The sequence below is a fragment of the Acinetobacter sp. TUM15064 genome, from assembly GCF_008980265.1.
GTDB lineage: Bacteria > Pseudomonadota > Gammaproteobacteria > Pseudomonadales > Moraxellaceae > Acinetobacter.
This window is the reverse complement of record NZ_BKFU01000023.1, coordinates 34,171-49,267: the sequence shown is the minus strand read 5'-3', so window position 1 is coordinate 49,267 and position 15,097 is coordinate 34,171. Positions and strand designations below refer to the sequence as shown.

Annotated in this window: 9 protein-coding genes and 1 tRNA gene; 7 read left to right on the top strand and 3 right to left on the bottom strand. The window is 40.6% G+C overall.

Annotation, left to right across the window (positions count from 1 at the left end; all coding sequences use genetic code 11):
• Window positions 1–70: 70 nt before the first annotated feature.
• From lldP to GBI16_RS09020, 6 genes are all read left to right on the top strand, one after another.
• Window positions 71–1,738: an L-lactate permease gene (gene lldP / locus GBI16_RS09045; RefSeq protein ID WP_171264387.1), complete on the top strand. Its 1,668-nt coding sequence runs from the start codon at window positions 71–73 to the stop codon at window positions 1,736–1,738.
• Window positions 1,739–1,770: 32 nt separating this feature from the next.
• Window positions 1,771–2,514, top strand: coding sequence for a transcriptional regulator LldR (lldR, locus tag GBI16_RS09040; protein ID WP_086207776.1), 744 nt, complete (start codon window positions 1,771–1,773; stop codon window positions 2,512–2,514).
• Window positions 2,515–2,516: 2 nt separating this feature from the next.
• On the top strand, window positions 2,517–3,671 hold the full coding sequence (lldD, locus tag GBI16_RS09035) for an FMN-dependent L-lactate dehydrogenase LldD (RefSeq protein WP_062034458.1): 1,155 nt from the start codon (window positions 2,517–2,519) through the stop codon (window positions 3,669–3,671).
• 250 nt (window positions 3,672–3,921) lie between these two features.
• Window positions 3,922–5,616, top strand: a complete 1,695-nt coding sequence (gene dld / locus GBI16_RS09030) for a D-lactate dehydrogenase (protein ID WP_151706942.1) — start codon at window positions 3,922–3,924, stop codon at window positions 5,614–5,616.
• 181 nt (window positions 5,617–5,797) lie between these two features.
• On the top strand, window positions 5,798–7,834 hold the full coding sequence (locus tag GBI16_RS09025; RefSeq protein ID WP_151706944.1) for an NADPH-dependent 2,4-dienoyl-CoA reductase: 2,037 nt from the start codon (window positions 5,798–5,800) through the stop codon (window positions 7,832–7,834).
• Between the two features lie 87 nt (window positions 7,835–7,921).
• Window positions 7,922–8,011: transfer RNA gene (locus GBI16_RS09020), tRNA-Ser, on the top strand.
• A 117-nt stretch (window positions 8,012–8,128) separates the two neighbouring features.
• Here the strand turns inward: GBI16_RS09020 and GBI16_RS09015 are convergent.
• From GBI16_RS09015 to GBI16_RS09005, 3 genes are all read right to left on the bottom strand, one after another.
• Entirely contained in the window at window positions 8,129–9,061 is a 933-nt protein-coding gene (locus GBI16_RS09015) for an IS5 family transposase (protein WP_086207772.1), read from the bottom strand.
• Between the two features lie 189 nt (window positions 9,062–9,250).
• Window positions 9,251–10,615, bottom strand: coding sequence for an amidohydrolase (locus tag GBI16_RS09010; protein WP_228267830.1), 1,365 nt, complete (start codon window positions 10,613–10,615; stop codon window positions 9,251–9,253).
• Between the two features lie 587 nt (window positions 10,616–11,202).
• Window positions 11,203–12,432 (bottom strand): GGDEF domain-containing protein, encoded by a 1,230-nt coding sequence (locus tag GBI16_RS09005; RefSeq protein WP_151706941.1) that lies wholly within the window; start codon window positions 12,430–12,432, stop codon window positions 11,203–11,205.
• Between the two features lie 955 nt (window positions 12,433–13,387).
• Between GBI16_RS09005 and kdpA the strand changes: the two genes are divergently transcribed.
• Window positions 13,388–15,085 (top strand): potassium-transporting ATPase subunit KdpA, encoded by a 1,698-nt coding sequence (kdpA, locus tag GBI16_RS08995; protein ID WP_151706940.1) that lies wholly within the window; start codon window positions 13,388–13,390, stop codon window positions 15,083–15,085.
• The last annotated feature ends 12 nt before the right edge of the window (window positions 15,086–15,097 follow it).

The window sequence follows — 15,097 nt, the reverse complement described above, 5'->3', positions numbered from 1 at the left end:
GGTATTACCAATATTAGTGAAATCACCAATAATATGCTCAAAATTAAATCTTAGTAAGCATTTCAAGGAGATGACAATGCTTCAATGGCAGCAAATGTATGACCCGATGGGGAATATTTGGATATCCAGTCTAATTGCGCTGATTCCAATTATCTTTTTCTTCTTGGCGCTCGCAGTATTTCGTTTAAAAGGTAGTGTGGCAGGTACGATCACTGTTGTACTTGCGCTTCTTGTCTCTTTATTTGCCTATAAGATGCCGGTATTGATGGCATTGGCATCTATGGTTTATGGTTTCTTCTACGGTTTATGGCCAATTGCTTGGATTATTATTGGTGCTGTTTTCCTGTATAAAATCTCAGTGAAGACAGGTCAGTTTGACATCATTCGTTCATCTATTCTCTCAATTACCGAAGATCAGCGTTTACAAATGCTGTTGGTCGGCTTTGCTTTTGGTACCTTTTTAGAAGGTGCGGCGGGCTTTGGTGCCCCTGTGGCGATTACCGCGGCGTTGCTGGTTGGCTTAGGTTTTAAACCTTTATATGCAGCAGGTCTTTGCCTAATTGTAAACACAGCACCTGTGGCATTTGGTGCGATGGGTATTCCTATTATCGTTGCGGGACAGGTATCTGGTGTCGATACCATGGAAATCAGCCAAATGGTAGGCCGTCAGTTACCATTTATGGTGCCAATCGTATTGTTCTGGATTATGGCGATTATGGACGGCTGGCGTGGTGTTAAAGAAACATGGCCAGCAGTTGTGGTGGGGGCAGGTAGCTTTGCAATCGCACAATACTTAACTTCTAACTTTGTTGGGCCAGAACTACCAGATATTACGGCTGCAATTGCATCCTTGGTTTCATTAACAATTTTGTTTAAATACTGGCAGCCAAAGCATATTTTTCGTTTTGCAGATCAAGACGCAAATATGAATGAAGATGTTGCAGCACAAAAACAGAAAAAATATAGCATCGGTCAAATTGCCAAAGCATGGTCTCCATTTGCCATTTTAACTGTAATGGTGACAATCTGGAGTGTGAAACCATTTAAGGATTTATTTGCCAAAGACGGTGCATTGCATGATCTTGTGATTTCCATCAAGGTGCCATTTTTGCATCAAATGATTCAAAAAATGCCGCCTGTAGTGACAGAAATAAAAGACTATGACGCAATCTATAAGTTCGATTGGATCTCGGCAACAGGTACTGCGATCTTTATTGCAGCATTAATTACGATTGCCTTTTTGAAGATGAAGCCTAAGGATGCAGTTGTAACTTTTGGTGAAACCTTGAATGAGTTGAAAATTCCAATTTATTCAATTGGTATGGTGTTGTCTTTTGCCTTTGTTGCGAACTACTCGGGTATGTCTTCAACCTTGGCTTTAGCGCTTGCACATACAGGTTCAGCATTTACTTTCTTTTCACCATTCTTGGGCTGGTTGGGTGTATTCCTTACAGGTTCGGATACTTCTGCGAACGCACTTTTTTCAGCGCTTCAAGCCACTACGGCTCAGCAAATTGGGGTGCCAGAGGTTTTACTGGTGGCAGCAAATACCAGTGGTGGTGTGACAGGTAAGATGATTTCACCTCAATCAATTGCGATTGCATGTGCGGCGGTAGGCTTAGTTGGTAAAGAGTCTGATTTATTCCGTTTTACTGTAAAACACAGTATAACGTTCACATTTATGATGGGTATTATGATTACCCTACAAGCTTATGTGTTCCCATGGATGATTCCATAGCACAAATTGTGTATCAACGTTAAGGAAAGCAGATGAGAGTCTCCGATAAAGCTGTACAAAGCCTGCGTGTATTGATTGAACAAAGCAATATGCAAGTTGGAGACCGTCTGCCTGCTGAAAGAAAACTGTGTGAACAACTTCAAGTCTCGCGTTCCTCTTTAAGAGAAGCGATTTCTCAACTGTCCAGCATGGGTATGTTGGTCAGTAAAGTGGGAGCGGGAACTTTTTTAAAACAATTACCAGCTACCTGGTCAAGTTATCAAATTGTACAACCGATCAGTAATTTGATGAGTGAAGATCCAGCCTATCGCTTTGATGTGCAAGAGGCGCGCATTATTTTAGAAGGTGGGACGACTTGGTATGCAGCTCAACGCGCAACCCAAGAAGATTTGGTGAATATCCGACATTATTATGATCAGATTAACCATTTTCAGGCACTGGGTGATGATGATGCAGCGGCTCGTGCTGATGCGAAATTTCATTTAGCGATTGCTGAAGCATCTCATAATTTGGTTCTCATTCAGATGATGCGTGGTCTGTTCGATTTGTTGCAGTTCAACGTCGCTTTGGGACGCCGAAAAGTCTATAGCGAAGCACACCGTTTTGATCAATTGCATGATCAGCACTTTCAAGTCATGAGTGCAATTGAACGTCGTGATCCAGAAGCTGCACGCAAAGCAGTCTGTGGACACATTGAGTTTGTAGTACAACAGGTGCGCATGATTGATGAAGAAGAAGCTCGTCGTCAGCGCGCCAGTCGATTAAACAGGATATAAGCATGATTATTTCTTCTGCCAATGACTACCGTGAAGCGGCACGACGTCGTTTACCGCCATTTTTATTCCATTACATTGATGGTGGTGCGTATGCAGAATATACCCTGAAGCGTAACGTAGAAGATTTATCGAAAATTGCTTTGCGCCAGCGTGTACTGAACGACATGTCACAGTTAAGTTTAGAAACCAAACTGTTTGATGAAACGTTGTCGATGCCAGTTGCATTATCGCCTGTGGGTTTAACAGGGATGTATGCGCGTCGTGGTGAAGTTCAAGCTGCGGTTGCTGCGGATAAAAAGGGCATTCCATTTACGCTGTCTACCGTTTCAGTATGTCCAATTGAGGAAGTTGCGCCTGCGATTCAGCGTCCAATGTGGTTCCAGCTTTATGTACTGCGTGACCGTGGTTTCATGAAAAATGCTTTGGAACGTGCTAAAGCGGCAGGCTGTTCAACCTTGGTGTTTACTGTGGATATGCCTGTTCCAGGCGCGCGTTACCGTGATGCCCACTCAGGTATGAGTGGCCCAAATGCAGCAATGCGTCGTTATATGCAGTCGTGTTTCCACCCACATTGGGCGTGGAATGTCGGCATGATGGGCCGTCCGCATGACTTGGGCAATATTTCTAAATATTTAGGCAAACCTACAGGTCTAGAAGATTACATCGGCTGGTTAGGTTCAAACTTTGATCCGTCTATTTCATGGAAAGACCTTGAGTGGATTCGTGAGTTTTGGGATGGGCCAATGGTCATTAAAGGCATTCTGGATCCTGAGGATGCCAAAGATGCAGTGCGCTTCGGTGCAGATGGGATTGTGGTTTCAAACCATGGTGGTCGTCAGCTTGATGGCGTTTTATCTTCTGCACGTGCACTTCCGCCGATTGCAGATGCAGTCAAGGGTGATATTAAAATCCTCGCGGATTCAGGTATTCGTAATGGTCTAGATGTTGTGCGTATGCTGGCGTTGGGTGCAGACACGTGTATGCTTGGTCGCGCCTTTGTTTATGCACTTGGTGCAGCAGGTGGTGAAGGTGTTTCAAATCTTTTAGAATTGATTGATAAAGAAATGCGTGTTGCTATGACTTTAACTGGTGCAAAAACCATTGCGGATATTACGTCTGACTGTTTAGTGAAGTTAGAACGAGAGTTGGCTGAGTAATTCATTATATCAGTAGAAGCGTTCTCACACAGTAAACGTGCATTCAATAGGTATTTACATCAATACCGTGATTATTGCTATTTATATAATCCCTCTCAACCTCCCTTTAAAAGGGAGGAGTTATACCGATTAGAATTTATGTTGCAGGTATAAATAATTTTTCTTTTACTTTAAATGCCTAAGGTAAAGAAAAAGTCCCTCTTTGGAAAAGGGGGATTTAGGGGGATTGTAATCATTGGAAATAACAAATATGAACCCTCGATCTCCACAACACGTTATTGAAAATTTAATAAATATCGTTGGTAAACAACACGTTTTAACCGAAGATAAAGATACACGTTTATACCGCCAAGGTCGTCGTTACGGTGCAGGGAAAGTACTGGCTGTTGTTGCACCAGGGTCATTACTGGAACAGTGGCAAGTACTACAAGTGGCTGTTGATGCAGATTGTATTGTGATTATGCAAGCGGCCAATACAGGTTTGACTGGTGGCTCAACGCCTTTTGGTGATGATTATGACCGTCCAGTGGTTCTAATCAGCACACGTCGTTTGGTCGGCATTCAAGTCATTAATGACGGTCAGCAAGTGATTTGTCTACCCGGTGCCACACTGGATCGACTTGAAAAAGAGTTGGTGCCATTTAATCGAGAGCCACATTCAGTGATTGGTTCATCGTGTATTGGGGCTTCAGTTTTAGGTGGTGTCTGTAATAACTCAGGTGGTGCTTTGGTGCGCCGTGGTCCTGCTTATACTGAGCTGGCTCTGTATGCTCGTGTCAATGATGGTGGTCAGTTAGAATTAGTGAATCATTTAGGGGTGAACCTAGGCGAAACACCTGAAGAAATTCTAAGCAGGCTTGAAACGAAAAATTATCAAATCGGCGATATTATCAATAACTCAGGCTGCTGCGCATCGGACCATCGTTATGGACATGATGTTAAACAAGTTGATGAAAATACGCCTGCACGCTTTAATGCCGATCCGTCTCGTTTATATGAAGCATCGGGTTCGGCAGGTAAAGTATGTGTCTTTGCCGTACGTTTAGATACCTTTGAAAAAATTCCAAGTCAGGTGTTCTACGTGGGAACCAACTCACATGATGATTTGACTGAAATCCGCCGTTTTTTACTAAAAGATTTGCCGCGATTGCCGATTGCAGGGGAATACATCCACCGCGTGGCTTATGACATCGGGGCAGAGTACGGTAAAGACACCTTTATGTTCATTGAAAAACTGGGTACAGCCAAAGTACCCGCTGCATTTGCAATGAAAGATAAAGTCGATGCGTACTTAGAAAAATTTGGTATGAAGGGGCTGTCAGATAAAGTCCTGCAATTGATCACCAAATTTTTGCCCAATCATTTACCGAAACGGATGAATGCATTCCGCGATTTGTATGAACACCATTTGGTTATTCGGATTGAAAATCAAGATGTTGAGCAAGTTGAAAGCTTTTTAAAACATTATTTCCAAGATAAAACTTCAGGTGATTTTTTCCACTGTACTGAGGAAGAAGGACGTAAAGCATTTTTACATCGCTTTGCCGTTGCAGGTGCAGCAATTCGCTATCGAGATACACACCGTTCGGAAGTTGAAGATATTGTAGCTTTGGACATCGCATTGCGTCGTAATGATCGAGAGTGGGTGGAAACCTTACCTAAAGAGATGGATGATCTGATTGTTCATAAACTCTATTATGGTCATTTTTTATGTCATGTGTTTCATCAGGACTATATTGTGAAAAAAGGCGTAGATCCTTTAGCGATGGAACACCAAATGTGGCATTTATTGGATGCACGAGGTGCTGAATACCCAGCCGAGCATAATGTTGGACATTTATATGTAGCAAAACCTGCACTGCGAACACATTATGAAAAGCTGGATCCAACCAATAGTTTTAACGTAGGTATTGGCCAAACCAGTAAGTTGAAAGCTTGGAAATAAGGCTTTTAAGCAATAAAAAAACCAGTGATGGCAACATCACTGGTTTTTTTATTGCTTTTTTGTGAATCCAGTTGAATTGACCGTAGTTACTCAGAAAATTTTCTAAATTGTCATCCCAAAATTTTGAAAAACAGCTAAAGTAGTATGCAACAAGTTGCAAAGCCAAAGATAAGGATTCATGATGACAACCAATAGCTATGCACATATTTTAAAACCCTTACATTTGGGTTTTACCACAATTAAGAACCGTGTGGTGATGGGCTCCATGCATACGGGTTTGGAAGATCGTTTTTATAATTATCCAAAATTGGCAGCATACTTCGGTGAGCGTGCTAAAGGTGGTGTCGGCCTGATCATTACAGGTGGGATTTCTCCAAACCGTCAAGGCTGGCTTCTTCCAGCGGGCGGTACGATGAATACGCTGGGGGATATTGCTCCGCATCGTTTAGTGACACATGCGGTACATAAGCATGGCGCAAAAATTTTAATGCAAATTTTGCATGCGGGACGTTATGGCTACCAACCCTTTGTCGTTTCTGCGAGCCCAATCAAGTCGCCGATTTCGCCTTTTAAACCGCGTCAAATGTCTGAAAAACAAATTTTGAATACTATTGATGACTACGTTAACTGTGCCAGTCTTGCAAAAAAGGCGGGTTATGATGGTGTAGAAATTATGGGTTCAGAAGGTTATTTATTGAATCAATTTCTTAGTCGTCATGTGAATCAACGTGAAGACCGTTGGGGTGGGCCGATTGAAAACCGTATGCGTTTTGCGGTCGAAATCGTTAAAGGGATACGTGCACAAGTCGGGGAGAAATTTATTATTTGCTTCCGTTTGTCATTGCTGGATTTAGTACATGACGGCAATACCATGCAAGAAGTGATTAGCATTGCGCAGGCATTAGAAAAAGCAGGCATTACCTTGTTGAATACAGGGATTGGCTGGCATGAAGCGCGCATTCCAACCATTGTGACTTCTGTGCCACGTGCAGCTTTTGTTGATTATACAGCGGAAGTGAAAAAGCATGTGGCTGTGCCAGTGATTGCTTCAAATCGTATTAATATGCCAGACACGGCAGAAGAGATTTTGGCATCGGGCAAAGCTGATATGGTGCAAATGGCGCGTCCGTTATTGGCCGATGCTTTTTGGGTGAATAAAACAGCGACCAATCGTGTCGATGAAATCAATACGTGTATCGCCTGTAACCAAGCGTGTTTAGATCATACATTTAAAAACCAACGTGCAACCTGTTTAGTCAACCCGCGTGCGGCGTTTGAAACTGAGTTGGTTTATGTGAAAGCGAAACAATCGAAACGGGTCGCGGTTGTTGGTGGTGGCGTCGCAGGCATGTCGGCTGCGACGGTTGCAGCCAGTCGCGGACATGCAGTGACATTGTTTGAAGCAAGTCATGAGGTGGGTGGACAGTTTAACTTGGCAAAAGTTGTACCCGGTAAAGAAGAGTTTCATGAAACCATTCGTTATTTCAAAGTACAGATTGAAAAAACTGGCGTCGATTTACGTTTAAACACCAAGGTGAATCGTGAGCAGCTTGAGCGTGAAGGCTTTGAAGAAATTATCATTGCAACTGGTGTTGTGCCACGTGCATTACGTATCGAAGGGAGCGATTCACCGCAAGTCTTATCTTATGCAGAAGTGTTACGCGGTGCGCCAGTTGGTCGAAAAGTTGCGGTGATTGGTGCAGGGGGGATTGGTTTTGATGTGTCTGAGTATTTATTGAAACCTGAGCACCAACCTCAGCCACAACCACTTGCAGATTGGCAACGTGAATGGGGGGTAGATCCAAATCCGAATTATGTCTCTGAAGGAGGCACGCAGATCGCAGAAGTTCATCCACCTGTTCGTGAGATTTATTTATTACAACGTAAAACCTCTGCACTTGGTGCAGGCTTGGGCAAAACTTCGGGCTGGGTACACCGCGCACAGTTGAAAAAGCATGCGGTACGCATGTTACGTGGTGTTCAGTATAAAGCAGTGACTGATGAGGGGCTTTGGGTGGAGATGGCAGGGCAAGATCAATTGTTACGTGTTGATACTATCGTTGTATGTGCGGGGCAGGAGTCAGTGAAAGATCTGATGCCAAGTGCTGAGCAGAATACGCTTGCGAATTATCACATTATTGGTGGTGCTAAACTTGCCGCTGAGTTAGACGCAAAGCGTGCGATTCGTGAGGGTGCAGAAATCGCTGCGAAATTATAAGCTTTTGATTAAACAATATGCAGTTGTTTGCTTTTATTATAAGTTTTACTTGTCATCAAAACAAAAGCTCCGTATTATGGCGCACATGGAAGCGTGGCAGAGCGGTTTAATGCACCGGTCTTGAAAACCGACGAGGGTGTGAGTCCTCCGTGAGTTCGAATCTCACCGCTTCCGCCAAATATCTAAATAAGCCCTTGTTTTTACAAGGGCTTTTTTCTTGCCTGTAGTTTTACCCCTCAACCGGCTTTGTTGCATAAACATTCAAAAGCTGAGTTTTCCCCAATCCATTCAAATTTAAGTGACAACTTGGGTGTGAGGTCTACCTAATTCCATAAATCTATTCAGAACTGCCACACGCGCATGAATTTCATTGACTTGACTTTGAAAATGTCTTGCCGTCAGCTTATCTCCTAATAATTTGATGCAATGCATCTTGGTTTCCATCAAACTGCGACGGTGATAACCCGACCATTTTTTCCATAGGGTTCTGCCTAAATGTTTAACCGTTTGAAGTAACTCATTTCGTTCTATTGAACTGATTTTAGAATCTTTCCATGGCTTGGCATTCTTTCTGGGTGGAATTACTGCATGTGCTTGACGATCTGAAATCAATTGTCTGCAGCACTTCGTGTTGTACGCCCCATCGGTATAGACAGAATCTATTCGCTCATCTAGTGGGATTTGATCCAGTAAATCACCTAGTACTTGTGAATCACTGACATTATTTGTCGTAAGCTGAACGGCACGTATTTGCAGTGTTTCAGCATCTATAGCAATATGCAGTTTACGCCATTGCCGACGGTATTCAGGCTGATGTTTCTTACGCTTCCATTCGCCTTCACCTAAAAATTTTAAACCCGTAGAGTCGACGAGTAGGTGTAACCCATCACGACTTTTCTGATAGCTTATCGCAATATCAATATGCTTTTGTCGTCTACAGAGGGTGGAGTAATCTGGTGCTGTCCAATTTAAGCCACTGAGTTTAATCAGGCTTTGAGCAAAGCCAGTGACCATACGTAAAGAAAGACGGAATAGAGATTTGATCATTAAACAGCATTGAATCGCTGTATCGGAATAAGTTTGATTTCGTCCGTGCTTGCCTTGTGGTTGTGCATACCATTGGGTCTTCGGATCAAACCAGATTGAAATATTCCCTCGCTTGATTAAAGCTTGGTTATACGAGGACCAATTGGTTGTACGGTAGATTTTAGGTGCAGGCTTCTTCATCTGGAAATTATATTGCTGAAGAAGCCTTCAAGAATAGCTTTGTGCAAGAAAGCCTAACGAAACTATCACTGTACAATACCGTTGTCGACATTAATCCTCGATACAATTTAAAGTCGTTTTAAGTTCGGAAAACAATTAAATAATAATGAAAAAATCAGTTTTTATTGATCATTTAAAGAGCAATTTAATTTAAAATTGTGTTGCTTCATTAAAGATAGCTAACATTGATGTAATACCAGCTTTAGTCCCGTATGGAATTGCGGATAGATCAATTTCAAAGTCTCCATTATGTGCATTGAATGGTAGTTTTTTTTGTTTAAAGGCTTCGATAAAGCGTTTAGGCTCGGCAATACCAACATTAATATAACTGTATGCATATTTGGGATTATGAATAACTAAGTGATGAACATCCTCAGAACCCATTACAGATGGGAGAACATTCTCATCTAATAAATATTTGGGATTTTCTATTAGTCCTGAATTTGATAATGCATTTTGAACTACTTTGGTTAGAGCGATGTCATTATTTAAAGGTTGAGCCCAGCCTTTAAATGCAATTGTTGGATACTTGTCTTTTGGCATATTATAAGCATAAGCAATACTTTCATTGATTCGCTTAATACCGTCTATCATTAACTTTCGGTCATTTTCATTAAACCAACGTAAATTAATTTTTAGCAATGCGGAAGCAGGGATTACATTATTATTGCTTCCAGCTTGCACAGACCCAACTGTAATTACTGCAGAATTTTTCGGGTCAATTCCTCGACTGATAATGGTTTGGTATTGAGTTATTGCAGTTGCGGCCATGACGATAGGATCTTTGGATAAATTTGGGGTGGAGCCATGTCCCCCAATGCCATGAAATGTCACATCAAATTGATCTGTACCTGCCATGCGGACACCTGTCGCTGCTGCAATTACGCCAACTGCAACTGGTGCAGCGTGAATGCCGAATAGGTAGTCAGGAACTGGAATTTTATGTTTTGTATATAAACCATCATTTACCATTGCCTCTGCACCTAAGATCGGTTCTTCTGCAGGTTGCCCAATAAATATGACCGTTCCTTTCCAGAGGTTTTTATGCTCAGCAAAAAACTTTGCAGTGCCTAGCATCCACGCCACATGAGCGTCATGTCCACATGTATGTGCAACGGGTGTTTCAGATCCATCCTCTAATTTCACTATTTTTGTACTTGCATATGGCAGACCAGTTGTCTCTTTGACTGCATTTGCATCCATATCTGCGCGGTACATGACAACAGGGCCGTCCCCATTTTTCATGACAGCCGCCACACCAGTTTTACCAATTTTCTCAGTGGTTTGATATCCATAGGATTTTAATTCTTTTGCAACGATTGCTGCAGTTCTAGACTCCATAAAGCCCAGTTCAGGGTTTTGATGAATATCCTTGAATATTTTGACAAATTTCTCACTATCTTGGTTGACACTTTTTTCAATGAGGTATTTAGTCTCTTGTGCATAGCTATTGCTAAACAAACTTAATCCGAGACTCAATATCATTAGGGGTTTTATCGTCTTTATACTTAACATGTTCTTATCCATTTTAGGTTTTTGTTTTGATGATTCTTATGTTTAATTTTTAGTTTGAAAAAGTGCAATTTACAATACTTTTTTGAATAAAATATGTTCAATTTTACAGATGTAAATCTAAAGTCCATGAATATAAGTTTATTCTTATGGGAAAAGCAAAGCTTAAAATTCAGTAATTCTAGGTTATTGCAGATCATAAGGTTTAATCCAGACATAAAGACTACATAGGGTTTTACCTAAATGTGTGGCAACTTCTGCTCAGCTCTAATTTTTATCAGTCACTTACTTGACTACTTCAATTTTGAATTCTTTAAGATGATTTTGCAGCGTTATATTCGATTACTTTTCAAAAGAAATTCTAGAGCTCATTGAAAGAGTTACAACTTAATCTAGATGATTAGCTGAATTTCTATAGTACTGATGCAACTGATCAGGATAAGGAGTGCAATGGCAGATGGGCAGTATTGCTGTGCAAGATTGAAACATTAGTTGCGAGCAAAGGTCATTGGAATTTAGCTCAAATTTCATTTGATAGTTTTAATCAAATATTGGCAGTTGTTAGCTCAGGTTTGAGCTAATACGCCCAGCTACAAAACTTGATGAGTTTCCTTGTATGACGTACTCAGGTGAAATTGATTTTTTCCATTGCTTTTAGCGATATATAGGGCGTGATCTGCATGAGCAATAAATTCTGAAAGGCTATTATTCAAGTTAGGAATGATAGTTGCGACCCCAACGCTCACTGTCAGATATTTGGAAATACTGCTCTGTGGATGAATAATTCCAATTTCATGTATGCGTTCCATTAAGTATTTCGCTTTAATCAGAGCTTGATCTTCATTTGTTAAAGTGAAAAGTAATAGAAATTCTTCACCTCCATAGCGAGCAACAAGATCATTATTTTTTGAAGGTACTGAATTTAGTATATTAGCAATCTGCTTTAAGCAATCATCACCATGAAGATGACCTAATGTATCGTTATATTGTTTAAAGCAATCAATATCTACCATCATGATTGTAATGGGTGTTTGGTGAATTATTGAGCGATTCCATTCATTTTCGAGAACTTTGTCTAAATAGCGTCGATTAGCTAAACCTGTTAAGGGGTCATGATTTGATAATATTGAAAGTTGTTCTGTTTGGTGTTTAAGTTCTATTCTGTTTAATTCGATCATACAATTTTGCAAATAATTTTCTCGATGTTGGCGATCAATTGCATAAGCTAAAGCCATACCAAGAAAGCTACTGAATGTATAAGTTCGATTTAAAAAAGTCCAATCAATAGAGATGTTTAGCCATGTAGTTACAATTATACCAATTAAACCACCGCACCAACCTGCAATCACAGCAGTATAAAATCTCATCCCGACAAAACCATAAATAATAACAATTGCATACATCATTGCAGCATGAAAAAGTACATTATTTTGACCTTGTTCCAATACATTGATTAATGTGAAAGTAAGAGCGACAGACCCTACAGATCCTAGACAAACATAATGTTCAAACCATTTATTCATTGTTGGAATAAAAGAAAGAAACCATGCGAAAAAAATGATTAAACCGACCCAACCATAAAACATGATCCATTCAGAACGTATTTCGGTTGGCAATATTTGGTAGGTCCCTATACATAGATACAAATATAGTCCTAAAATGATAGGGGCACGATAGCGAAATTCCAAAGCCGCCCCATTTCTGTATAGGTTTTTATAGATCGTCTCTAGCCCTTTAGGGAATCGAACCAAATTTAGTCCGCGAGCAATTAAAAGATCAATTTGCTCTTGTTTGAATAGTGTTGATGCTTCCAGTTTCATTCTATTTTTTATCCCCCCCAATATTTTTATCTTAAACAGGGATTACGCTTATATCAAATTACACTTAATTAATGAAAGTGTGAACTGTATGAAGAAAAATAATAACTTATAGTTAAAATAAGGACCCAAGAAAGCTATTTTTAGTTTTACTGTTTAACAAGAAAAATTAGCGATTTTATGGATAAGTGTACGATATTAACCTAAATCTAAGCTAAGAAATTAGCTTGAAGCAGAGAAGGGTCAAAGATATTGGTTTCGGTTACTACACTCGATTCATAGCCACAGTCCTGATGTTTGACCGTACCCCATTATTTTGTGTAATGGGTGATGAGTTCCTCACATTTGAAACTACCTATTGGAAATTTTTAAAGCAGAACTCCTCATATTGCAGAATTCGTTGTGTTTAGCTCAGTATTTCCACAATTATCTTTACGGCGCTAAATCCTGACGATAGTTGCCTATTCAAAAGTTTGTTATGTGAGCAGCGTATGTTTCACCTGATGAATACACATCAACTGGCTATATTTAGTGATGAACTTAAATACACTGTAAAGAGCACAAGATAGATTCAATGAGCTATCAGCGTAGCAATATGTAATCTGTTTCGTTGATTGAAAGGTGATAAATATGATCTAAGCCAATGCAATAAAATAAAAACTTTATTCAGCGTGCTCAATGGGGCATACACTTTGGTCACGAGCAAAACTCGAAGTTTTTAGGCTATTTGGTAGGAATTTACGCATGTTTATATGCTTATCAACTCTGTCATAAAAATAAGCCGATGATTCATGCTATGGAGGCATCAGCTTAAACAGGTTGCGAGTTTTGATGTATTTCTTGATGGATTATTTTAAATAAATTTACGCAAAATTTACGCGTCTTACTTTTTTCAATATAGAGAATTTACGCTTTCAATTTCCATACTAAAGCTGACCTATTTTTAATGGCATATGCTATGTGGGAATTTATTTCAGTATTTATCCTTTCATTGCTGCTGGCTTATCCGTTAGGACACTATCTTGCGGATGTCATGCAAACCAAACCAATGAAGAGTGATAGCTTCTTTAAGTGGATTGAACAACCGATCTACGCGGTTCTCAATGTGAAGCAAGTGGGTATGAACTGGCGACAATATCTAGGTGCTTTTGTACTCAGTAATATCTTGTTGTTAGTGGCGAGTGTCACTATTTTAATGACACAGGCATGGCTGCCATTGAATCCTGATCATATTCCAAATATGAATTGGGATTTGGCTTTACATACCACCATTTCATTTCTGACCAATACCAATCAACAGCATTATTCAGGGCAAGCGCAACTGTCTTATCTATCGCAAATGACGGTGATCGTTGGCTTGCAATACTTGTCTCCGATTATGGGACTTGCTTTATTGGTCGCCATGTTAAGGGCTTTATTCCTGCAATCACGTCAAGCGGAAGATTCAGATCAAAAGAATTGGAACCATATTAATCTAGGTAATTACTGGATGGATATCATCCGACCATTGTTTAGATTCTTTATTCCACTTGGTTTAATTTTTTCTTTACTGCTCACTTTTCAAGGTGTGCCAGCAACCTTATCTGCGGGACCAACAGCGCAGGTCTTAGATCAAAGTTCCGAGGTACAAACACAGCATATTCCGCTCGGTCCAGTTGCGCCCATGGTGGCGATTAAACAACTGGGTAGTAATGGTGGCGGTTGGTATGGCCCAAACAGTAGTGTGCCTTTAGAAAATCCAACGCCACTATCCAATGTGATTGAGATGATTGCGATTTTACTGATTCCACTTTCTGCGGTGTTTATGGTTGGGCGTTTTATTCAACGTAAGAAACTGATGTGGATGATTTTTGGCACAATGTTGTTGATGTCACTTTCTTCAACGCTATTGACCCTGTGGGCTGAAAAATCTTCGCTCATTCCAAATATTGCTTTGATGGAAGGGAAAGAAGTTCGCTTTGGTGCTGAGGCATCGGCACTGTGGGGAAGTTTGACCACACAAGTCAACAACGGTTCTGTGAATATGATGCATGACTCTGCCTCACCACTGACAGGATTGGTTGAACTGTGCAATATGCTGATCAATGCCATTTGGGGCGGGATTGGTTGTGGTCTATTACAGTTCTTTATTTACCTATTTCTCGCAGTATTTATCGCAGGTTTGATGACAGGGCGTACCCCTGAATTATTTGGTCGAAAAGTTGAAGTCACTGAAATTAAGTTATTGGCCTTCGTGATTTTATTACAACCCGTGGTAATTCTTGGTCTGACGGCGATTGCCATAGCATTTCCATCGATTACAGGGAATTCCAATCCAGCGTTTCATGGTATTAGCCAAGTGTTTTATGAGTATGTCTCTGCCTACGCCAATAATGGCTCTGGTTTTGAAGGCTTAGGCGATAACACTTTATGGTGGAATCTGAGTGCCAGTGTGGCTTTATTGGCAGGGCGTTATAGCGTGTTGATTATTCCAGTTTTGATCGCAGTGAGTTTAGCAACCAAACCGCAAGCAGCCGAAAGTAAGGGTTCTTTACATATTGAATCTCCAACTTTTGCGTTGACCTTGATTGGGATCGTGTTGATTCTGACCTTGTTGCAATTCATGCCAGTGTTGGTGATTGGGCCAATTGCTGACTATTTGTCGATAAAAGTTTAAGTGTGGAGCAAG

Coding starts and splice junctions, on each gene's coding strand:
- lldP (WP_171264387.1), top strand. CDS start 71: ATGACAATGCTTCAATGGCAGCAAATGTATGACCCGATGGGGAATATT.
- lldR (WP_086207776.1), top strand. CDS start 1,771: ATGAGAGTCTCCGATAAAGCTGTACAAAGCCTGCGTGTATTGATTGAA.
- lldD (WP_062034458.1), top strand. CDS start 2,517: ATGATTATTTCTTCTGCCAATGACTACCGTGAAGCGGCACGACGTCGT.
- dld (WP_151706942.1), top strand. CDS start 3,922: ATGAACCCTCGATCTCCACAACACGTTATTGAAAATTTAATAAATATC.
- GBI16_RS09025 (WP_151706944.1), top strand. CDS start 5,798: ATGACAACCAATAGCTATGCACATATTTTAAAACCCTTACATTTGGGT.
- GBI16_RS09015 (WP_086207772.1), bottom strand. CDS start 9,061: ATGAAGAAGCCTGCACCTAAAATCTACCGTACAACCAATTGGTCCTCG.
- GBI16_RS09010 (WP_228267830.1), bottom strand. CDS start 10,615: ATGTTAAGTATAAAGACGATAAAACCCCTAATGATATTGAGTCTCGGA.
- GBI16_RS09005 (WP_151706941.1), bottom strand. CDS start 12,432: ATGAAACTGGAAGCATCAACACTATTCAAACAAGAGCAAATTGATCTT.
- kdpA (WP_151706940.1), top strand. CDS start 13,388: ATGTGGGAATTTATTTCAGTATTTATCCTTTCATTGCTGCTGGCTTAT.